The 19,894-nt window shown below is 36.2% G+C and carries 20 protein-coding genes; 4 read left to right on the top strand and 16 right to left on the bottom strand.

The annotated features are described in order from the left end of the window. Positions 1-53: 53 nt before the first annotated feature. The gene (locus AC3FI7_RS04055; protein WP_491461471.1) at positions 54-1,151 is read left to right on the top strand and encodes a TauD/TfdA family dioxygenase; all 1,098 of its coding nucleotides are present in this window, start codon (positions 54-56) and stop codon (positions 1,149-1,151) included. 270 nt (positions 1,152-1,421) lie between these two features. Here AC3FI7_RS04055 and AC3FI7_RS04050 read toward each other — a convergent pair whose 3' ends face one another. The 10 genes from AC3FI7_RS04050 to AC3FI7_RS04005 all read right to left on the bottom strand — a co-directional run bounded on the left by AC3FI7_RS04050 (position 1,422) and on the right by AC3FI7_RS04005 (position 10,187). Further along, positions 1,422-2,234 carry an alpha/beta hydrolase gene (locus AC3FI7_RS04050; protein WP_491461470.1) on the bottom strand — a complete coding sequence of 271 codons (813 nt, stop codon included), beginning with the start codon at positions 2,232-2,234 and terminating at the stop codon, positions 1,422-1,424. A 161-nt stretch (positions 2,235-2,395) separates the two neighbouring features. Beyond that, a complete protein-coding gene (locus AC3FI7_RS04045; RefSeq protein ID WP_491461469.1) occupies positions 2,396-2,971 on the bottom strand; it encodes a Crp/Fnr family transcriptional regulator in 576 nt (191 codons plus the stop codon). 80 nt (positions 2,972-3,051) lie between these two features. Further along, positions 3,052-3,573: a GNAT family N-acetyltransferase gene (locus tag AC3FI7_RS04040; protein WP_291897398.1), complete on the bottom strand. Its 522-nt coding sequence runs from the start codon at positions 3,571-3,573 to the stop codon at positions 3,052-3,054. A 9-nt stretch (positions 3,574-3,582) separates the two neighbouring features. Further along, a complete protein-coding gene (locus AC3FI7_RS04035; protein WP_491461468.1) occupies positions 3,583-4,593 on the bottom strand; it encodes a S41 family peptidase in 1,011 nt (336 codons plus the stop codon). A gap of 69 nt (positions 4,594-4,662) precedes the next feature. After that, positions 4,663-5,457: a helix-turn-helix domain-containing protein gene (locus AC3FI7_RS04030; protein ID WP_491461467.1), complete on the bottom strand. Its 795-nt coding sequence runs from the start codon at positions 5,455-5,457 to the stop codon at positions 4,663-4,665. A gap of 66 nt (positions 5,458-5,523) precedes the next feature. Further along, complete coding sequence (locus AC3FI7_RS04025; RefSeq protein ID WP_142725731.1) at positions 5,524-6,105, bottom strand: 5'-methylthioadenosine/S-adenosylhomocysteine nucleosidase family protein; 582 nt, start codon at positions 6,103-6,105, stop codon at positions 5,524-5,526. 80 nt (positions 6,106-6,185) lie between these two features. Then, positions 6,186-7,199, bottom strand: coding sequence for a hypothetical protein (locus tag AC3FI7_RS04020; RefSeq protein WP_491461466.1), 1,014 nt, complete (start codon positions 7,197-7,199; stop codon positions 6,186-6,188). 109 nt (positions 7,200-7,308) lie between these two features. Then, positions 7,309-8,010 carry a DsbA family oxidoreductase gene (locus AC3FI7_RS04015; RefSeq protein WP_491461465.1) on the bottom strand — a complete coding sequence of 234 codons (702 nt, stop codon included), beginning with the start codon at positions 8,008-8,010 and terminating at the stop codon, positions 7,309-7,311. 67 nt (positions 8,011-8,077) lie between these two features. Next, positions 8,078-9,250: an MFS transporter gene (locus tag AC3FI7_RS04010; RefSeq protein ID WP_491461464.1), complete on the bottom strand. Its 1,173-nt coding sequence runs from the start codon at positions 9,248-9,250 to the stop codon at positions 8,078-8,080. A gap of 7 nt (positions 9,251-9,257) precedes the next feature. Continuing rightward, complete coding sequence (locus AC3FI7_RS04005) at positions 9,258-10,187, bottom strand: alpha/beta hydrolase (RefSeq protein ID WP_491461463.1); 930 nt, start codon at positions 10,185-10,187, stop codon at positions 9,258-9,260. Positions 10,188-10,344: 157 nt separating this feature from the next. On the opposite strand from AC3FI7_RS04005, the gene AC3FI7_RS04000 reads away from it, so the two are divergent. After that, the gene (locus AC3FI7_RS04000; protein WP_142725736.1) at positions 10,345-10,722 is read left to right on the top strand and encodes a winged helix-turn-helix transcriptional regulator; all 378 of its coding nucleotides are present in this window, start codon (positions 10,345-10,347) and stop codon (positions 10,720-10,722) included. 121 nt (positions 10,723-10,843) lie between these two features. Here the strand turns inward: AC3FI7_RS04000 and AC3FI7_RS03995 are convergent, their stop codons facing one another. Next, positions 10,844-12,040, bottom strand: coding sequence for an MFS transporter (locus AC3FI7_RS03995; protein WP_491461462.1), 1,197 nt, complete (start codon positions 12,038-12,040; stop codon positions 10,844-10,846). A gap of 257 nt (positions 12,041-12,297) precedes the next feature. Between AC3FI7_RS03995 and AC3FI7_RS03990 the strand changes: the two genes are divergently transcribed. Further along, the gene (locus tag AC3FI7_RS03990) at positions 12,298-13,029 is read left to right on the top strand and encodes an MBL fold metallo-hydrolase (protein WP_491461461.1); all 732 of its coding nucleotides are present in this window, start codon (positions 12,298-12,300) and stop codon (positions 13,027-13,029) included. Between the two features lie 11 nt (positions 13,030-13,040). Here AC3FI7_RS03990 and AC3FI7_RS03985 read toward each other — a convergent pair whose 3' ends face one another. Then, positions 13,041-13,382, bottom strand: coding sequence for a helix-turn-helix transcriptional regulator (locus AC3FI7_RS03985; protein WP_142725739.1), 342 nt, complete (start codon positions 13,380-13,382; stop codon positions 13,041-13,043). Between the two features lie 587 nt (positions 13,383-13,969). Between AC3FI7_RS03985 and AC3FI7_RS03980 the strand changes: the two genes are divergently transcribed. Further along, positions 13,970-14,563, top strand: coding sequence for a Crp/Fnr family transcriptional regulator (locus AC3FI7_RS03980; RefSeq protein ID WP_343658436.1), 594 nt, complete (start codon positions 13,970-13,972; stop codon positions 14,561-14,563). Positions 14,564-14,602: 39 nt separating this feature from the next. Here AC3FI7_RS03980 and AC3FI7_RS03975 read toward each other — a convergent pair whose 3' ends face one another. Genes AC3FI7_RS03975 through AC3FI7_RS03960 form a run of 4 tightly spaced genes read right to left on the bottom strand, consistent with a single transcriptional unit; the run spans position 14,603 to position 19,709 of the window. After that, positions 14,603-16,741 (bottom strand): DEAD/DEAH box helicase, encoded by a 2,139-nt coding sequence (locus AC3FI7_RS03975; protein WP_491461460.1) that lies wholly within the window; start codon positions 16,739-16,741, stop codon positions 14,603-14,605. Then, positions 16,738-18,054: an ATP-binding protein gene (locus tag AC3FI7_RS03970; RefSeq protein WP_142725742.1), complete on the bottom strand. Its 1,317-nt coding sequence runs from the start codon at positions 18,052-18,054 to the stop codon at positions 16,738-16,740. Before AC3FI7_RS03970 ends, AC3FI7_RS03975 begins: the two co-directional genes overlap by 4 nt. Beyond that, a complete protein-coding gene (locus AC3FI7_RS03965) occupies positions 18,047-19,540 on the bottom strand; it encodes a tellurite resistance TerB C-terminal domain-containing protein (protein ID WP_491461459.1) in 1,494 nt (497 codons plus the stop codon). Before AC3FI7_RS03965 ends, AC3FI7_RS03970 begins: the two co-directional genes overlap by 8 nt. Next, on the bottom strand, positions 19,527-19,709 hold the full coding sequence (locus AC3FI7_RS03960) for a hypothetical protein (protein WP_142725744.1): 183 nt from the start codon (positions 19,707-19,709) through the stop codon (positions 19,527-19,529). The genes AC3FI7_RS03965 and AC3FI7_RS03960 overlap by 14 nt, the downstream gene beginning before the upstream one ends. Positions 19,710-19,894: the final 185 nt, after the last annotated feature.

Raw genomic sequence — 19,894 nt, 5'->3', positions numbered from 1 at the left:
AGAATAATTAAAAACAAAGATAAAAATTATTATTTAACATCAAATTTTTTTTAATGAATTCTACACAAACTTTAGATAAAGACTGTTCTGCAGCAATAAAACTGCTTCCTACAGTTATAGAAATCACCTCTCAGGAGAGAAGAATGATCAAAGATGCAGCCGTGCATCTTCAGAAAAAATATGATACCTATGAAAACCGCGATTTTATTAAGCATGTTCATCAGCTGGCTTCTTACTTCTTGCCAGAGAGGATTTTAAATACAGCGGCTGATTTTGCGAGTGACTTTTCAAAAAATCAGTATGGTGCACTGATCTTTACAGGCCTGATGGACATAGATCAGGAGGAAATAGGATCTACTCCACCCAACTGGCAATCGGCAGATTATTCAAAATTTAACTTATATGGTTTTGCATGTGCTCTAATTCATGGAGCACTTCCCTCAAAGCCCGTACAATATTATTCACAGCGTAAAGGAGGAGGGCTGATCCATGCTATCATTCCGGATGAGAAAATGAAGGAGACACAAACCGGATCAGGATCTTCAACAGATCTGTATGTACATACCGAAGATGCTTTTCTGAAGCATCAGGCTGATTTTTTAAGCTTTATGTATGTAAGAAATGATGAACAGGTACCTTCAACCCTTTATTCTATACGTTCTCATGAATCGATTGGTGAAAATTATAAACCTCTTTTTGAGCGTATTTATAAAATTCCAAAGGATGCCAATCTTGAGATGGGAGAAAATGAAGAAGAAACACTGGATTCTGTATTGTATGGGAATGCCAATCTCCCTTTCATGAGGTTTGATGCGGCAGAACAGCTTTTCAATTCCAGCATCAGGCAGTCAGAGGAAGCACAGCATATCCTGCATGAATTCTGGGAAGAAGCAAGGCATTTAATTTATTCAGGATTTACGCCTCAGGCAGGAGACGTTATTTTGGTTAACAATCACTTATGTGCCCACGGAAGATCAGCTTTCCGCGCCGGAGTGAGAAACATAAATGGTATTGAACAGTCCTGTGAGAGAAGAATCATGCTTCGTATGATGAGCAAAGTAAGCCTTATTGATATGAGAGCGCACACCCTTACGGAAGATCCATTCTTTGTGATAGAGGAGCATTTGGGTAAAAACTTTCGACATTTTTAATAGAATGCTTGTTAGTCAGCATTTTTGAACATTCAATCAATCAAAAACCTTTTTGGGCAAGGCTCAAAAAGGTTTTTTTTTATTTGATTTTAAGTTTTGGCTAAAGCCATCGGAATTTATATTTATTTATTAAAACGGGCTAAAGCCCGTTCCTATTGAATATTTAAAACATTCAATGTTTTATGATCCTATTATTTCAAAAATTTCAGACTGGTTTTATATCAATAGAAGCGGGCTTTAGCCAAAACCTAAAAATTACCTTTAGCTATTTTACTGTTTAAAGAACCTTTCAAACAAAGACAATTGCTCAGACAATGATCTGCTCCAGTATTCAGGAGTATGTCCTCCCAGAGATTCGATGTAAAGATGCTGAACCTTTGATTCTGTCAGTTTTTTATGAAAATTGCGGTTCATGGTAATCATTTGGGTATCTTCTGTTCCGCAATCAAAAATATATTGCTGTCCAGCATCTGCCATCAGCTTAATTTTGCTGTCGGTAAGAAAATTGGGATTTAATGATTCAAACGGACCCAGAACTTTATTCACCATATATTTCTGATAGGCTTCTCCAAATACGCTGAAATCAAGTGCGCCACACGAGCTTCCAACAATACCAAATGTTTTGTTATAAGTGACCCCGATATTGGTTGCACCATAGCCCCCCATACTCCATCCCAAAATTCCGCGGAATTTTTTCTCCGTTTTCACAGGGTAATTTTTATCAATAAACTCCACCAGTTCTTTCCCGATAAAAGTCTGATATTGCGAATCTTTAACAATCGGGCTGTCTACATACCATGAACTGTAATTTCCATCCGGGAGCACATAAATTGTTTTATATTCCTGTGCTTTTTTGACCAGATCCGGGATATCCTGTTTAATGATTCTGTCCGGATTACCGCTGAAGCCATGGAGAATATACACGGATGGATAGGTCGTTTTAGGCTGTAGATTAGGGGTAATGATTATTGTTTTGATCTTTTTATTCATTTTCGGACTGAAAATTTCCTGATGAATAATTTTTTGTGCTGATGTCTGAATAAAGGCAGTCAGTACAATTACAATGTTAATAAGCTTCTTCATGCTAAAAAATGTTTAATTAATGATGGTCACAGGTTTTTATTACAAAACATATAATGTACCAATGACCCGATGACAAAGCAAAATTGCGACAGAAAAAGAATAAAAGCTTCAACATATGTTGAAGCTTTTATGAATTTATTTTTCATTTAGGTTTAGAAATATCAATTGATTTCTTTTTTTATCCGGCTTAGCTGGGTAGGCGTAATTCCCAGATAAGAAGCAATATGATGCTGTTTTAACCTGTTGTACAGTGATCTATTTTCCAGTAACTGCACATATCTTTGTTTTGCGGTTTCGTATTTGAGGGAGACTTCCAGGGGCTCTTTTTTAACCACCCAGTTTTTTTCCAGATAGTACATATGAAAAAGGGCAAGGTCATGATGTTTTTTTAATAATTCACGATATGATTTTGCAGGATATTGTATGATTGAACAATCTTCCATCGCAATGATATTGAAATCACTGGGTTCATTTTTGATGATGGCTGCTGTAGAAGCAACAAAGCTGTTTTCTTCAAAGAAGATCTTGTAAATGTTATTTCCCTGTTCATCTACAGTGTAGTACCCTATCAATCCTGATTTCAGAAAATAATAATATCTGGCCATGGTACCGGATTCCAGTAGCAGGCTATTTTTTGGATAGTATTCTGCAGTACAGATATCCAGTAAATCCTTAACCGTTTCTTCGGATAGTGGATTATATTGATTGATTTGCTTTATAAATTCTGAATGGATCATTTTAAAATATTGTTAAGGAAGTATAAAGAACTGCCACGCAATGGTCTGCTACAGTCTGCGTTACAGGAAGTTAAAACGCTTTAATCCAAGTTTTTTTTCATCATCAGGTCAGTCTGTTCCTCTTCTCCCAGTCTGAAAATATGTTGATCAAACTCAACGAATCCGTTTTTTTTATAAAAGCTGATCGCGCGTAGGTTTTTCTCCCAGACCCCCAGCCAAAGATACGATTTACCAAGCTGCTGAGCCGTTTCCAAAGCCTGAAGATAAAGAAGCTGTCCTACTTTTTTCCCGTGATGGCTTTTCTTCACATAGATCCTTTCAATTTCCAGGCTGTTTCCATCCTGCAGTTCTGTCTGTGCTTTTCCGGAGTTTACTTTAAGATAGCCTACAGGATTATCCTCTTCCCAGGCAATATAAAAAAGGGAGTCAGGGCTATTAAGCTCCGATTTTATCTTCTCCGTATTAAAGCTTTCATCCAGATATTTTTTCATGGATTCTTCCGTATTATCTTCTGCAAATGTTTCAGTGAAAGTTTGTATACCCAGATTTTGTACTATCTCCAGATCTTTCTCTCCCGACTTACTGATGATTATTGATGACATATTTTGCATTTATTGCTCTAATGTATTAATAAGATTTTTTATTTCAGGTAGGGTTAGTTCTGTTTTTGTACCTGTTGTTATAATATTTTTTAAAATTATACTATGGGCCGTCTTTAAAGCCTCCTCACTTTTTACTTCATAATCAGGAATCACTCCAATATGCTCCCAGTTTTTATCATCTGCAAGAGAGGCTATTTTTCCTCCCGGAACAAGCAGCAAATATTGATTACGGACTATAAAATGATCTACAGGATTGGCTGCACCACCCGTTTTTTCACCTATTACTTCAGCAAGCTTCTTTTGCTGCAAAAAGTAGGCTAATCCCTCTCCTGCCGAAAACGTCTTTTTACTGGTAAGAATATAGATTTTTTTATGAAGGTATTTCTGTCCGGAAACTTTGGGCTGGGTACCGTTGATAACCGTTTTCTGATCATGTCTGAAATGTGTGGTATAAAGATCTGTTTTCTGATCAAAAAAATAGCTCAAAAACAGAAGAAGCATACCATTTTCTCCTCCTCCATTTTCTCTGAGATCAATAATCAGGGAATGGGTATTCGCCACAAAATCCATAGCGGCAGCCAGTGTTTTTTCACTGGCATCGGGAGACGCAAAGCCTTTGTAATTGATATAACCGATATTTCCCGGAAGACGCTGAACTGTTTCAAATCCAAAATTTTCAAGCCGGTTGTGCTCATTGTTTAACGCCTCTTTTTCCTTCTCGCTCATCCGTTGCTCAGGAGTATAGTTTTCAAGATATTTAACAAAAAAATGTTCATCCTTAACAGTCGTTCTCAGCTTTTGAGTTAGAAGTGAAGAAAAATCCTTTTTACTGAGCTGATTAAATGTTCCTTTTTTCAGTTCACTCTTAAACAGAGAGTCTACTTTTTTATACGTTTCTTTATCGACATAGTAGTCTTTCACTTTTCCTGTAATTTCAGAAAGTACTGCTGAAAAATCATTCTTCTGGGCAAGAGCGAATAAAGGGAAAAGGAGACAAACTCCAATACATATTTTTTTCATTGAAATAAAGATTTAATATTTCAACAAATGTATTTCAATGAAATCTGTGAGCATTGTAAAAATGGAAACTCAGATAAATAACCAGATATTATTTTTCTCCGTATCTACATGATCAAAGAACTTTCCGGGGCTTATTCTGGTAAGCTCTTTAAAATCTTTAATAAGATGGGACTGGTCATAAAACAGGTTTTCGTAGGAAAGCTCTGTTAGATTTCTGGTCTTTTTATTTGAGATGAGCACATTGCGAAATCGTTGTATTTTTTTGAATTCTGAAGCAGGTTTCGCCAGATAACGCTGGGAAATTTTATTGACATATTGCCTGGTTATTTTATTTTTTACCGCAATTTCTTCAATACTCAGTTCATTTTCAAAATCATCCAGTATCGCGTAAGCCAGAATCATATCCTTTTTCCTGAATTTTGAGAGCCAGTAATTTTCCAGTATTTCGATTTGTGTTTTCCTGTCAGATTCTTTTAAAATTCCATTCATGATATCTTTAAAATCTGCAATATGAATTTCCTGCTGCAGATCCTCGTTTTTATCAGCATTAAAAAAATGATAAATTCCTAATGGTTTAAAATAAACAGTAACTTCATTAACGGATTGCTGATAAAAAATTTCTGTGGGAACGGAACATCTGGATACAAAATCAATGACCATATTCTCAGATGGAGATCTCATAATTTTTACCCGTCCCTTACTCTGAGCAATAGAGACATCCTGGCATGCTGATACGATAAAATAATTGTCCGGAAATGTGAGATATCTGATGGGTTGATGACTGTCATCTTTCTCCACAAAATAATACCCTTCAATATATTCTTTAAGTACAGGGTGCGTGGGTTGATAAAAAGTAACTTTCATACTAAAAAATTGAAGATGAAATACAAACAGAAAAAAAATACTGAATGGGTTCAGTATTCTACCATTTTATGAAAACAGTATTTTTTTGAATGCTTCAGAAGCCAGATGTACCTGCACGCTCCAGTCGTCTGCAGCATCACTTCCTGCGTCATCAGAAATGTATTTAAGACATAGAAACGGAATGTTTTCCTGCTGGGCAATCAATGCCAATGGATAGGCTTCCATGTCTACAATATTATAATCGGTTTCAGAATGGTTCATTTCAAAACTGTCGCCACTTCCACAGATTCCTTCTTTTAAAGTGTCCATTTTCAGACCGTACTCCAATACAGGTGGTACTCCGGAGAGTGGTGTTTCATATAATTTGAATCCCAGTCCTCTTACATCCATGTCCCTTTGGATGAACTTTGTACAGCACACGACTTCTCCCTTATGAAATCCTTTACTTCCCGCAGACCCTAAATTTACAATCAGTTTAGGCTTTCTGGTATGAATTTCTTTGGTTAGTTCTATCGCTGCATTTACTTTTCCAATACCTGTAATTAATTTATTTTTATCGTCAAAAACGGTTCCTGCTTCGGAATCTAATGCAAAAACGAATAGTGTATCATCAATTGAATATTGGGTTTCGTCGTTAATTTTTATCATTGAGAAATAATTTAAACAGCGGTTAGAACTGCTTTACAAAGATAAGAGAGTTTACCATAATGTAGAGTATTATTCACCGTTTAATAAGTCTGTATCTTTAAAACACCTTGGGTACCTCTTGCCCCAAATGTATTTACACTCTCGTCTTTAGATTCAATTTGAATGTCTTTAATATCAAGTTTTTCCAACATTTCTATTAATGCATTTTCTTTATATTCAACGAGATTATAATTGATAAAAAGCAATGGGTTCTCTCCAATTGATTTATTTTGTTTCAGATGGCTGATATACGCTCTGACCCTGTATCTTTTTCTACCCTTATCATCTATTTGGTAGAATGGATCTGGCTTAATATTCAATCCATTACTCCTTATTAAACTCCAAAATTTTTCTGACCAGTTCTCTTTGTCCCAAATATTTTTTTTATTGGTTAAAATGCTCTCCAGGGTAGAATTATCAGCTTTTAAACTGATCAATTGGGTCATTAAATAATTAAGATCAAAAGCATATTCTGCATGATAAGATTTACTAATTAAATCTTCCTGAAATTCTTTGAGCTCAAATCCTTTTTCTACAGCAGATATAAAATGGATTAATTCCTGGCCACTTAATTTTTGAATATTGACCCTAATGACTTTCTGCAAATCACTTTTTGAGTGTGCTGCTATATACTTTAACATTTTAAGCTGGAGCTCATCATCTATTCCCTGATCAAGATTTTCCTGATTGGCAAATCTGAATTCTTTCTTCTGAAGATATCCGTTCATAAAAATGCTGTAATTTTCATTTGAACCATAAAAAGAAGTCTCAAATACTCTTTTACTGATTACTTTATCTTTTTCCCAGGCAGAAAATAATATTGTATCAAATTTCCTGCATCCTGTTGATTCTAAAATTTCGTAATATTCTTTTAAAGTGGTATCAAATGAGTTATCCATTTGTTTGGCCTGCAGTTCAGTATAAATTTTTCTGGCTTTATCCAATGACTCCTGGTTACAGTTTTTTCTGATGAAATCTATATCATTTTCATATCTAGTCTGTGAAAAAAAAGATATAGGGAAAAAAGTCAACAGAATAAAATAAATTCTTTTCATAAATAGTAACTGTCAAACAATAATTTTAAATGTGGTTTAACTGTAAAAGTGAATGCTAATATAATTAAAAACCCCAAAGCAATTTTATTTACTTTGGGGTTCTGATATCTTAAATACTGCATCCATCAGTGTCACAGGACACTCCACTGCCACCGGAAAGATCCTTAAACGGACTCACCGTTTCTTTATAAGTCTGCTGAAGTGCATTTTCAAATACCTCCGCAGGCTGAGCTCCGGAAACAGCATATTTACCGTTCAGAACAAAGAAGGGCACTCCGGAAATCCCATTGTTTCTTGCCTCCTGAATATCCTGGTTTACTTCATAATCCAGTTGGTCTGTTGTAACGGCTTCTCTGGCTTCATCTTTATCAATTCCCAGATTTTCTGCAAGAGCAATTAAAACTTCAGTATCTCCTACATTTTTACCGTCAATGAAGTGAGCAATAAATAATGTCTCTTCCATTTCATTGGATTTATTATGCTTTTTAGCCAAATGAAGCAGCTTATGAGCACTGAATGTATTGGTGATCAATGTTTTTCCGAAGTTGAAATCAATTCCGGCTCCCTTTCCCATTTGGGTAACCTGCCCCAGCATTTGAGCGGCCTGAGCTTCGGCAACCCCTTTTTTCTCTCTGAAATACTGAAAGGTGTCCTGAGTTTTATTGGGATCTAAAGTAGGATCCAGCTGAAAACTCTTCCACTCCACTTCTACCTGATCTTTGAAAGGAAGTTTGTTCAAGGCCTGTTCAAAATTATTCTTTCCGATATAGCAAAACGGACACATTACGTCCGACCAGATTTCTATTTTCATTCTATTGAATTTTAAATCAAATTAATAATACAAAGTTACGACAATTTATTTAATGTAACAAAAATTATTACATTTGATTCTGACACGTACTTAGAACCTGATTACGTTTCTCTGCTATACCTTTTAAGATCATCATCAGAAATGCAAGAAGACCAAAGATCAGCCCTAGCCAGGGAATATATTCTACTCCTTTTGTCACGATAATCCACCCTCCAATTGTTGTTCCCAATGTTACTCCCAGGTTTCCGAATGAGGTAGCCAGGCTGTTGGCAAATTCCAATGATTCAGGTGCAGAGGAAATCATGTAAGCGGAGGCATTCAGAAAGCTTGGTGAATACAAAAATCCCCAAATTCCTATAACTGCAATAGTTGCCCATACATTTCCATCAGAAAAATATAAAAAAATGGGTACTAAAACGGTGCCTGAAAGAAAAAATGCTGTAGTCCCTGCAACATTCTTATTGAGCATTTTACCTGCAATTCCGTTGGCTGCAATTCCGATAAGTCCAAAAAGCAGAAGCATATAACTTACCATGGAAGTATTCATTCCCTTGGCTTTATTCAGATAATCAGCAAAGTAACTGTACGTAGAAAACCAGGCAGTAATCATAAAAAAGTTAGTCAGAGTACTCAGAATAAATGGAGGCTGTTTCAATATTCTGATCTGATTTCCGTAGGATTTCTTCTCTTTTACAGGCATCGGAGGAAGAAGGAAATAAATGACAGCCAGAGCAATCAAACTAACCACAGTTTGTATCATAAATGAATATTCCCAGGACCAAAGCCCGGCAATCCATGTGGCGAAAGGAACTGTGGTTACCATTGCAATGGCAACTCCATTAAAAACGATTCCCATCAGCTCATTCTTTTTCCGGTCATCTGTCTGAGATACCGCTACGGATAATGCTGTAGCAATATAAACAGGCTGAAGAAAGGCTGGCAGGATTCTTACCAGCATCAGCAGCCAGAAAGGAGGTGAAAAGGAAGAGACCAGTCCTGTCACCAGAAACATAAAAATGGCAGTCAGCATTATTTTTTTACGATCAAAACCTGAGGTAAGCAGGGTCATAAAAGGCCCTGTAAGGGCAATGATTAGAGCAAAAGCACTCAAGAGATACCCCGCTTTGTCTATGCTAATTTGATAATATTCTGCAATTTGCGGCAGAATACCGATAACTCCAAATTCTGTTGTAATCACCGCTATAAATCCTAGACATCCAATGTATGCATATTTCTTCATGATCCTTTTATTCGTCAGATTTTAAGTTTTGATGGGCAAAATCAGCCATTTCATTTACCGCTGATTGTACTTCTTCCAAAAGTTCGCCCATGTGCATAAATCCGTGGACCATATCCTTGTAAAGGCTCGTTTTAAGCTCAACTCCTGCATTTTTCATATTTTCAGAAAGCAGTTTTCCGTCATCCAGCAGAGGATCATGTTCTGCCAGGATTATTAAAGTAGGCGGAGTATCTTTAAAATCTCTTATTAAAACAGGAATGGCCAAGGGATTATCTTTTTCTGCTTCCGGAAGATACCAGTCCCATGCTTCTATCCCTCCTTGCCTGTTGAGAACAGGTCCGTTTTCATACGTTTTCCATGATTTTGAACTCAATTGATTATCAGCTGCCGGATAAATCAAGACCTGAAATTTAAACTGTCTGCCTAACCGGGTAGAAACTGCTGTAGACAAAGCTGCTCCTGCACTATCTCCTATAATTCCTATTTTATCGGAATCAATTCCTAGAGATTCCGCATTTTCTGTTATCCATTTTATTCCGTTGATGCAATCATTTAAACCTGCCGGGAAAGGATATTCCGGGGCAAGGCGATAATCTATAAAAAAAACTACAGATCCCGTTTGATTGGCCAGTTTGCGGACTACGGCATCGTGGGTCTCAAAGCCCCCTGCTATAAACCATCCTCCATGAATATAAATAATAGCTGATGATTGTTGAATATTTTTACCATCAGGACGGTAAATCCGGACAGGGATCTGATGATTTTCCTGCGGAATCATCACTTCTTCAATCATTGCCACAGGTTCTTTCTTTCCGCTAAGCTGAAGTGACATCGTTTCAAGATACTTACGGGCTCCGTCTAAAGAATTCTTTGGATTGAATGGTTGTATTGTTTCCAAATGATTTAAAATCTGTACTATTTTAGGTGTTAATTGCATTTTGTTATGATTTAAGTTTCTGTTTTGGCTGCAGGAATGTTAGCGCTATTGTTCCTGGTTGCTGATTTTTTCTTTTTCAGATGAACAAAATTAAATATCAAACCTTACATTTGCATAGTATACAGCTAAATGTATGGTACTAACAAATTTGTAAGTTATGGGTAAAATAAAGGAGAATTCCACAAACAATATCAACAGGCAATATATACATGAATGTGATCTGAGCTATGCTGTATGTAAAATCGGAGGGCGATGGAAGCTACTCATTTTAAATAAGTTAAAGGATGGGAAATTACGATTCAGTGAACTTAGAAGATGTATTTCAGGAATAACGGAAAGGATGCTTACACTTCAGCTAAGAGAACTGGAGAAAGAATATTTGGTGAAGAGAACAGTCCATCCGGAAGTTCCTCCAAGGGTTGATTATGAACTTACGGATATTGCGAAGGAGCTTATCCCTATCTGGAAACAGCTTGATGAATGGGGAGGAAAGCACCGAGAATTGATGCAGACCCGCCAGGCAGATGAAGAATAGAGAGAGCCTATAGCTCAGGAAGTCAATGGATATGAAGTTATCAATAAGATATATTTAATAATATGAGGATTTTATCTTAGATAAAATCCTCATATTATTAAACACTTCGGAATATAAAAAATTATAGTTCCTGTTGAACTTTATTTACGTTTTTAGAGAACAGAAGATGAGCAATCAGTGCCAATACTCCAAATGTTGTTCCTACCAAGCAAACACCCGTCCATTGAGCTTTTTGCCATGCTATAGAAGCCAGCCAGGTTCCGAGTGACCCACCGATAAAATAAGAAACCATATAGACTGTATTCAGCCTGTTCACTGCGTTTGATTTAATTAAAAAATAATTGGTCTGATTCATAATATGACTCGACTGGACCCCCAGATCAACAAGGATTACTCCTACTATCAGCCCCCAGTATGTTTCTCCTGCAAAATAAGTAAAGCCCCAGCTTCCAGTAACGATCAGTAAAGAATACAAGATAATTCTGTTAATATCCATGTACTTTTGAAGTTTTCCCACTTTTGCGGCGGCCAAAGCCCCTACCGCCCCTGCCAGACCAAAACTGCCTACTACAGAAGATCCTGCATTGAAGGGAGGCTTCTCCATATGGAAAACCAGCGTTGTAAACAGAGCACACATAGACCCGAATGCCATAGCTCCCCTGAAAGAAGCCAGCTGAAGAATGGGCTGTGTTTTAGCAAGATGTACAACTGAACGCATCAGCTCTTTATAAGTACCTTTAAAGTTAGGAGATAATTCCGGAAGCATTTTATAAACAGCCAGCCATACCAGAATCATCAGTCCCGCTGCAATACCAAACATGGCTCTCCATCCCCATACTTCTCCTACAATTCCTCCTATAAAACGGGAAAGAAGAATCCCAAGCAATAATCCGGACATGACAAGCCCTATATTGGATGATTTTTCTTTATCTGAAGAAAGTTCTGCAGCAATAGGGACAAATAGCTGAGGAATAACTGAAGTTGCCCCAATCAATAAGCTGGCAGCATATAACATCCACAGCTGGCTTGCAAAAGTCATCCATAAAAGGGCTCCAAAAACCAGAAACAGGTCTATTAAAATTAATTTCTTACGGAAAAATTTATCTCCTAACGGAACAATCAGCAAAAGCCCCAATGCATAACCAATCTGGGTAAGTACAGAGATCTTACTCGCTGCGCTCTCAGAGATATGAAGCTCTTCTGAAATAAGTGCCAGTAATGGCTGATTATAGTAATTGTTAGCAACCACAAGACCGGAAATGATAGCCATAAGCCAGATGACGGTTCTTGAAATACCATGGGAAGAACTCTCCTGCATTACCTATAAAGTTTTTTATTTGAATAAGTGGTGACCTGACTGTTTAATCATGATGATATATCGCCAGATTTTAAGAGATCAAAGATAACCATTAAAAAAAGAAATTTATGGTTTTTTGCTTTTGCATTATAATAAATAATGCCGGAATAACAATAAATAGAATGATTTTCAGAATACAGCAGTATGATTGTTTTTATTGATGGTATGTATTGATGAAAACCTTTTGAATAATTAGAAATATTAAGGAAATTTGCAATATGAAAATCATTCCGCTCAAAGAAGGTAATTTTTCGGCCAGTAAAACCAAGGATTTTACACTTTTAACAGATGAAAATTTTGATCAGGTTGGAGGAATTAAGATGTCTGTACAGCCGTTTCTTATCATTACTGAAAGTGATTATATCCTTTTGGATGCAGGTATCGGCTGGAAAAATGAAACGGGAACAACAGTTATTTCCGAAATCACGGAAAGAGAAAATATCAGCCCTGAACAAATCACAAAGGTATTGTTTTCTCATCTTCATAAAGATCATATTGAAGGAGCAGTAAGGCTTATGGATAATGGTTTTGAAGCGGTCTTTCCCAATGCGCTGATTTATATACAGAAACGCGAACTGGATTTTGCAATGGAACAGAAAGGCAATCCGTCTTTTGATTTTGACATGCTGGAAAAATTGATTCAACTGCCCAATATTATCTGGATGGATGAAGATCAGGGACAGATCACAGATGAAATTTCATATGAAGTAGTAGGCGGGCACACTCCGTTTATGCAGGTTTTCTGGATCAGGGAAAATGGAGAAACTGTTTTCTATGGTGCTGATGATCTTCCGCAGGCTTCTTACTTAAAGTATCATTTGGCTTATAAAAGTGACTTTGACGGGAGAAGAGCCATGGAACTGAGGTTGAAATGGGAAAAAGAGGCAAGAGAAAACCATTGGAAAATCCTTCTGTATCATGATCTCGATAAAGCTGTCATAAAATTCTAAAAAAAAATGGTTTAAATTTCATTAAACCATTTATAAATATCAAATTCCGAAGGGATATTGAGTTTTTTTCTGATCCTGTTTTTTCTGTTTTGTATCGCCTTTGGGGTCACAAAAATACAGGTTGCAATTTCCTTAGTAGTCATATTGAGCTTAAGGTAAATACAAAAGATCAGTTCAGAATTTTTCAGTGAAGGCTGTATGGCAGATAATTTTTTAAAAAAATCAGGATAGACGAGCCTGAATTTATTTAGTAAGCGGGGAGAATTGGCTTTGGCTAATGCCATTATTTCGTCTTGTACAAGAATCTTCTGATTCAAATCCTCTATGTTCGGTTCAGGTTTTTTATTTTTCATAATACTTTCTCATCTCTACGTATTTCAGATGCAACATCCTTTGTGCATCAGTACAAAGTCTTTTTTTCTCTTATCTGTCTGTGTTTGGCTGATTTAATATTAAAAGTGAAATAATTTTGATGTATTCAAAATTTCATCGGTTTTAGTTAATATAATGTAATAAATCATAGCGTATAGGTTATATTGTTGAATGATTATGTTAAAAAAATCCACATGTGAATTTTGTCTCATTTTTATACAGGCAAAGAAAGAAAAAATGATTAAAATTCTATCAAAACTGTGTACCACATAGATACCACGTTATATTTTAAACAAAATATCATAACAGCTTTTATCAGCCTGTTTTCCATTATCTGTGTCTATTGATGAGGAGGATGTAAATGTAGTGGATTCATTAGTTTGGTTTTTATGATTTCAATCAATATTCTCAGAATAATCATCCAGAAAATAAAAATATGTGGTATATGTGTGGTACCACATTTTAAGGAGAATAAATAAAATCCATGTTCCTTTATTTTTAAAATTTTTGAATGATGAAAAAGGTTTTTTAAAGGTTTTAAAATTGTAACTGAAAATAAATAACTGCTATGATCATTGAAAATTTATTAGTTTCATTTGGAGCTGAAATTAAAAACTACAGAGAAGGAGATGTTATTTTCCGTGAAAAAGAGCTTCCAATGTATTATTACCAGATTAAAAAAGGTAAAATTAAACTCAACAATTATACAGAAGAAGGAAAGGAATTTATCCAGAATATTTTCTCAGAAGGACACAGCTTTGGAGAATCTCTTCTTTTTGTAGACAGACCTTACCCTATGAATGCTGTTGTACTGGAAGACTCAGCTATTTACAGAATGTCTAAACAGAACTTTCTGAACCTGATCCGAAATAACCCTGAAGTTTCGCTGAATATTTATGAGTGTCTGGCTGAAAGAATGTATTATAAGTACATTATGTTATATAATCTTTCTTTTCAAAATCCTGTTACCAAACTGAAGCTGCTGATGGACTATCTGAAAAGCTATCAGGATCATAAAAAACCTTACTCCTTCCAGATTCCTCTTACCCGTCAGCAGATGGCTTCACTTACCGGTTTATGTGTAGAAACAGTAATACGAACTATAAAGCAAATGGAAAAGGATCAGATTGTAAAGATAGAGCGGCGGAAGATCTATTATTAAGATGAAAGCCGGAATCTATCCGGCTTTATTAACGCTTTGTCATGGGTTTGTTATTATTTTCAGGTTCCGGAGGTACGTATGGCATCCTTCAAAATCAAAATATTTATCTCTTAATAATTTAACCTGATATATGACGGGAAGATATTTTCCCCATTTGGAAAAATCAATAATTCCCGGCAGATTTTCTATTAAACCTGTTAATATTTCATCTGTATTCCTGCTAAGTGTGGGGTCGGAAAGAATGGTTACCAGCTCTTCCACAGCAAGATCGTCTGTTGTGAACGAGCTGTCTTTATCATCAAATGTAACCTCTACGTTCATGCTGTCTAACATCAACTTTAGCGTTCGGTTGATCTTTGAACCGGTAAAAGAATAAAAAGTAAGTCTTCCGTTATGGTTGAGAAGAGGCCTTTCTATCTTGAAATCATGAAAGCTAAATACCGAAAATTCATTTCGAAGAAGAGCAATGGTATGCTTTGCTGTCTCATCCAGAAAATCGTACTGTTCTCCGGAAATAAGAATTTCAAGCATTTTTTCTCTGATCCGGTGTGCCGTATCAGCAGCATCACCAAAAAACTTTGGCTTTTTGCCATCGCTAGCCGGCAGCACTTCTATTTTTTTTGTTCGGTAATCAATATCCTTGATGCTCCATATCTTAGCTGAAAGATAGATGTTCTCATTTTCCCTGATCTGCGGTGATAAAGGAAGTTCCCCTATTTTTACTCCGTTGCTGGAAACTTTAAAAAATACAGGAGTGTCAAAAAGGCTGTAGAAATCTTTATGATTCACAACTTCTTCTCCTTCAATCCCTATGATCAGTTCGTTACCCAGCTTCTCAAAAAACTCAATATCTGTAAGATAATGGATAATATCTTCAGTCTCTTCCCTGCTGATATTTGAAAATGCGGAATTTTCTGCAATGTCTTGCAGAAGCATGGATAAAGAAATCCCTGAAGATCCTTTCACAATAGATAAAAGCTGATGGACCAGAACATCATAAGGTTTTTTATTCACAGAAACAGGTTCTATATACTGTTCCTGGTATAGCATCCAGCAGGCTAGAGACTGCAGTAAACTCCATTCTTCTGTTGCATACAGGTATAGATTACTGGCTTTTCCCTCTCTTCTTCCGCTTCTTCCTACCCTTTGGATTAGAGAAGCAATACTGTGGGTAGCATCAATCTGAACGACTTCATCCACATTTCCGATATCTATTCCCAGTTCCAGTGTTGAAGTACAGGAAATACAGAAGTTCTGCAGGGTAGAATTCTTCGCAAAAAACTCTACATACTCACGGACTTCCTTGTCTACGGAAGAATGGTGTGAAAAATAGTTATTGTGCCCCCCTACTTTCTCTGATATCTGTTTTAGCTTTACAGCAACCTCTTCTACCCTTCCACGGGCATTCGGAAATATAAGAACTTTACTTTCCCTGGTTCTGGTGTAAAGATCTTTTAATAAAGCCAGTGGCAATTCTTCTGCTGATCCCGGAAAATATTTGAATACAGCACTGATTGGCTTGGGTGTGGTATCTCTTATCACTTTCGTGTGATCAGTATCTCCCAGAAACTCTTTCAATTCTATGTATTGCCTGGCATCACTGACGGTAGCAGAAAGGGCTACAATACTGAATTTTTTAATATTCACTTTTTGAAGGCGGCTCAGTAAAGACCGGAGATGGGTTCCTCTGTCAGAGCCCAGGAATGCATGAATCTCATCAATAACAATATATTCCAGAGAAGAAAAAAGATGATATATATTATAAGGCTTATTCACGAACATGGCTTCCAGAGATTCCGGAGTGATAAGAACGATTCCTTCCGGATTTTTTAAAAGACGCTCTTTGGCTCCTTTAGACGCTTCACCATGCCATTTGGTAACAGGAACATCAAGATACTCACAAAGACTTTCTACCCGGAGAAACTGATCGTTGATTAAAGCAATCAAAGGTGAGATATAGAGAACCTTTACACCGGGTTCTTTAAAATTTATTTTGGATAAGATAGGCAGAAAAGCAGCTTCTGTTTTACCTGAAGCTGTTCTGGATATTAGAATGTAATTATGATCAGTTGATATGATTCTTTGAATAGAAGCTTCCTGGATCGGTCTCAGACTCTCCCATTTTTTATCCCGGATATATTTTCTGATAGGCTCTGAAAGCAGGTTGAATGCGGTCATAGTTCTTCAATACTGTCTAAAAGGATCAAATCATTCGGTCTTTCATCTGTAATTTCGATTTCTCCAAAAAGCCTTCTTTTATCAGCTTCAGGATTTTGTCTGATGATATTAAGAATATTCAAAAAGTCCCGGATTACCTCTCGTGGGGTCAGGAACTCTGATGCCCCCGGTTTGTTGAACATTTCTTCCATAAAAACAGAAATTTCTTCATCTGTAATATTCAGCTCTGTTTTATAATTTAAATCAAAGATCAGTTTAAGCTTTTTTAGCAGTACAAAAATCTCATTATGATTCAAAGGCATGAGCTTAATAACAGGCTGTGCAAAATCACGCAGTTCAGAATTTTCGAATTTATTGGTTTCAAGTCTGGATTTAAGTGCCTGATAACTGAAAAGACCTCTCCTTTCATTCTCCAGGAATTCTTTTGTTCCGGCAAAATTGATGAAAAGATGAGCTACTTTTCCCTGAAAGCAGTCATTGTAAATAGATAGAATTTTCTCATAATTTTTTTCACGGGCCGCTGATGTAGAGATTTTATACAGGTTGATGGCTTCATCCAGATTAATCATAAAGCCGCTGTAACCTATGCTTACAAAAAGCTTACAGAAGTTTTTAAGCATATCATAATAGTTGGAGTCATTGATGATCTCCCTGATTCCAAGATCCTGCCTGGCTTCAGTCTTGGTACTGTATTCTCCTTTTAACCATTTCAAAGCATTCCGACGCAACAATTCATCACCTTGAATGTATCCTTCATAATATTTAACGATAGCAGAACCAAAATCGAAGCCGCCTGTTTCTGTAATTTCGTTTACCGTTTTCATGATAGCATTCTGAATCAGTCCCAGATACCTGTCATTACGGATTTCCATCAGTGACAGATGATTTTCTTCCGCTGTTTTAGCAATTACCTGTTCTATCCATTTCTCCAGTAAAGTCTGCAGGGCGCCTCCTTCCGGTTTGGTCTGTATAGCAATATTATCCATAATCGCAGAATATAGGATTACACTTTTTCCGTCATTGGAGTACAGCCTGTTATCTGGTGTAAAATCTGCATTGGCTACTACAAACTTCTGTTTTAAGGCTACTGTATTCAGAAGATGAAGCATGAATGATTTTCCGCTTCCGAAATCTCCGATCCAGAATTTCACAAGGCTCAGCCCATTTTTCACATCTTCCAGAGAACCGATAAAAGCGTTTATTTCTTCTGATCTTCCTACGGTAATATGTTGTACTCCTATTTTCGGGACTACTCCGCTTACCAGAGAGTTGATCACAGAAGCAGCTTCTTTAGGTTTAATATTGTCAATCATTGTTTAAAAGTTTTTTGTAATAATTAGTGTTAATAATAAAATATTCGTCTTCTTCCTCAATCAGGATATCATCAAGGATTTCAAAGCAGCATTCATTAATAGAATCTATCGTAGAACCCATAAAAAGGCCTTTTGCTTTGATAAAATCCTGAAGATCCTGCTGAAGTATATTGAAACTGTGCTTCTCGAACAAGTCCAGAATATTCTTTTGGACGTCTGTCAGATGAAGTTCATCACTGTATTTTGTGTGCTGAAATTCTGAAACCTGATGAATGACAGTGACTGTGGATTCTCTTTCATTAACGGTTTCCATCGTTTTTAAAACTGTTTCTTCTTCCTCTTCATTATTCAGAATCTGCCCCAAAATATGAGCCATCTCAGAATGCTGAACCTGAATATCCCTGATAGCTTCAGGATCAATTGTGATCTTTTTTCTTTTAGGCAAATAGAGCTGGCAGACCTTTTCAACAGCAGTTTTGATATTTCTGCTAACAATAAATTCATTCAGAATATTTTCAAAATCCACAAGTAGGTCTTCCGTGGGAAACAGATTTTTCTGAATGCTTTTGGGAAACTCTCTTTTATCAAATTTAGGAGAATTCAGATCTTTTTCCAGATAATGGATATAAAGCCTTAATGCACAGGATTTATCATGTTCCGCTACGAATTTTGAAGCTTCAAAAAATATAGCATCTGCTGACGGATTCTTGATATTAACCTCAGAAAGCCTGAAAATTTCCCATTCAAATGCCAAAGGATTGGAATAATCTGCCTTGATCAGATCAAATTTTGTCTTCCAGCGGTTGGTATTATTCTCATTAAGAATAATATTGGTTTTATAATCTGCATCAAGAATCTGATATTGGTTTTCTGTCAGGAAAATTTCAAGTTTTGATACAATTTTTTTATGGTATTGATGAAAAATATCGGGTTCATTATAGATAAAATCGGTATTAATTTTTCTTTTAATACCATAAACATCACGAACCGTATTTTCGCATAATTTCAAAATATGATTCAATATCTCTGTTTGTACAGACTGATAGGTATAGCCGTAATTCAGGCTGTCTTTTCTGTAGTTATACCGAATGCAGACAATGATCTCTGACAGCTCGTCAATGACTGTCGGGTACGATTTATTGACAGGAATACAGTTTTGATAGAGATATTCAACAGCTCTTAAGAACTGTTTGATGATCTGTATTTTACAAAAGTCAATCTCATTAAAAACATTTTCTGTAAAAGACATTTTATCCAGCATTGCTGCCTGTTCTTCATTAAGGCTGAGCTTTCTTCTGTATTTTTTTCCTATTTTCCGTAGATCAGAATTATAAGATGGGTTAAAATTTTCAGCAGAAGTATCAGAAAATGAATGCTCATTTCCAAAATTGATCGGAATATCCGGATCTCCGGAAACATCAATAATAGAATAATCTGTTGGTAATGGAAGCGGGTCGTTTGGCATAAAAATATCAGTGCTTATCATGATAACGTTTCACACCGTTCTTTGCCCATAAGCTATGGGTATTCATTCCCGTGACATCTTTAATGTCATTGGAGGGAATTTCCGATAAAATTCTTTTTAAAGAGCAGCTCTCCTTTTCTATTGCTTTCGAAGCGGGAACCTGAAGGTCCGGATTTTCAAAATTGTTCATCTTAATACATTTGAGTGATGGTCATTAGTTTTTTTGATTGTAAATCAATTTTCTAATATAGCAATATATTAGCCCAAATGTATTGAAGATCCGGAAATATTCTTTACGGTTTCCCGTAATGGAGTTCATGCAGTAAAAGCAAAGGACTCAAAGGGAAATGTTAACATCAGCTTATTTTCACTTCC

It is taken from the genome of Chryseobacterium sp. TQ-BC-N36, from assembly GCF_058382295.1.
Note: the sequence above shows the minus strand (reverse complement) of the source record. Positions and strands in the feature narration are given on the sequence as shown.

Coding starts and splice junctions, on each gene's coding strand:
- AC3FI7_RS04005 (WP_491461463.1), bottom strand. CDS start 10,187: ATGCAATTAACACCTAAAATAGTACAGATTTTAAATCATTTGGAAACA.
- AC3FI7_RS03995 (WP_491461462.1), bottom strand. CDS start 12,040: ATGCAGGAGAGTTCTTCCCATGGTATTTCAAGAACCGTCATCTGGCTT.
- AC3FI7_RS04045 (WP_491461469.1), bottom strand. CDS start 2,971: ATGATCCATTCAGAATTTATAAAGCAAATCAATCAATATAATCCACTA.
- AC3FI7_RS03990 (WP_491461461.1), top strand. CDS start 12,298: ATGAAAATCATTCCGCTCAAAGAAGGTAATTTTTCGGCCAGTAAAACC.
- AC3FI7_RS04000 (WP_142725736.1), top strand. CDS start 10,345: ATGGGTAAAATAAAGGAGAATTCCACAAACAATATCAACAGGCAATAT.
- AC3FI7_RS04055 (WP_491461471.1), top strand. CDS start 54: ATGAATTCTACACAAACTTTAGATAAAGACTGTTCTGCAGCAATAAAA.
- AC3FI7_RS04015 (WP_491461465.1), bottom strand. CDS start 8,010: ATGAAAATAGAAATCTGGTCGGACGTAATGTGTCCGTTTTGCTATATC.
- AC3FI7_RS04030 (WP_491461467.1), bottom strand. CDS start 5,457: ATGAAAGTTACTTTTTATCAACCCACGCACCCTGTACTTAAAGAATAT.
- AC3FI7_RS04020 (WP_491461466.1), bottom strand. CDS start 7,199: ATGAAAAGAATTTATTTTATTCTGTTGACTTTTTTCCCTATATCTTTT.
- AC3FI7_RS03975 (WP_491461460.1), bottom strand. CDS start 16,741: ATGACCGCATTCAACCTGCTTTCAGAGCCTATCAGAAAATATATCCGG.
- AC3FI7_RS04010 (WP_491461464.1), bottom strand. CDS start 9,250: ATGAAGAAATATGCATACATTGGATGTCTAGGATTTATAGCGGTGATT.
- AC3FI7_RS03960 (WP_142725744.1), bottom strand. CDS start 19,709: ATGAACAATTTTGAAAATCCGGACCTTCAGGTTCCCGCTTCGAAAGCA.
- AC3FI7_RS03985 (WP_142725739.1), bottom strand. CDS start 13,382: ATGAAAAATAAAAAACCTGAACCGAACATAGAGGATTTGAATCAGAAG.
- AC3FI7_RS04040 (WP_291897398.1), bottom strand. CDS start 3,573: ATGTCATCAATAATCATCAGTAAGTCGGGAGAGAAAGATCTGGAGATA.
- AC3FI7_RS04035 (WP_491461468.1), bottom strand. CDS start 4,593: ATGAAAAAAATATGTATTGGAGTTTGTCTCCTTTTCCCTTTATTCGCT.
- AC3FI7_RS04050 (WP_491461470.1), bottom strand. CDS start 2,234: ATGAAGAAGCTTATTAACATTGTAATTGTACTGACTGCCTTTATTCAG.
- AC3FI7_RS03965 (WP_491461459.1), bottom strand. CDS start 19,540: ATGATAAGCACTGATATTTTTATGCCAAACGACCCGCTTCCATTACCA.
- AC3FI7_RS03980 (WP_343658436.1), top strand. CDS start 13,970: ATGATCATTGAAAATTTATTAGTTTCATTTGGAGCTGAAATTAAAAAC.
- AC3FI7_RS04025 (WP_142725731.1), bottom strand. CDS start 6,105: ATGATAAAAATTAACGACGAAACCCAATATTCAATTGATGATACACTA.
- AC3FI7_RS03970 (WP_142725742.1), bottom strand. CDS start 18,054: ATGATTGACAATATTAAACCTAAAGAAGCTGCTTCTGTGATCAACTCT.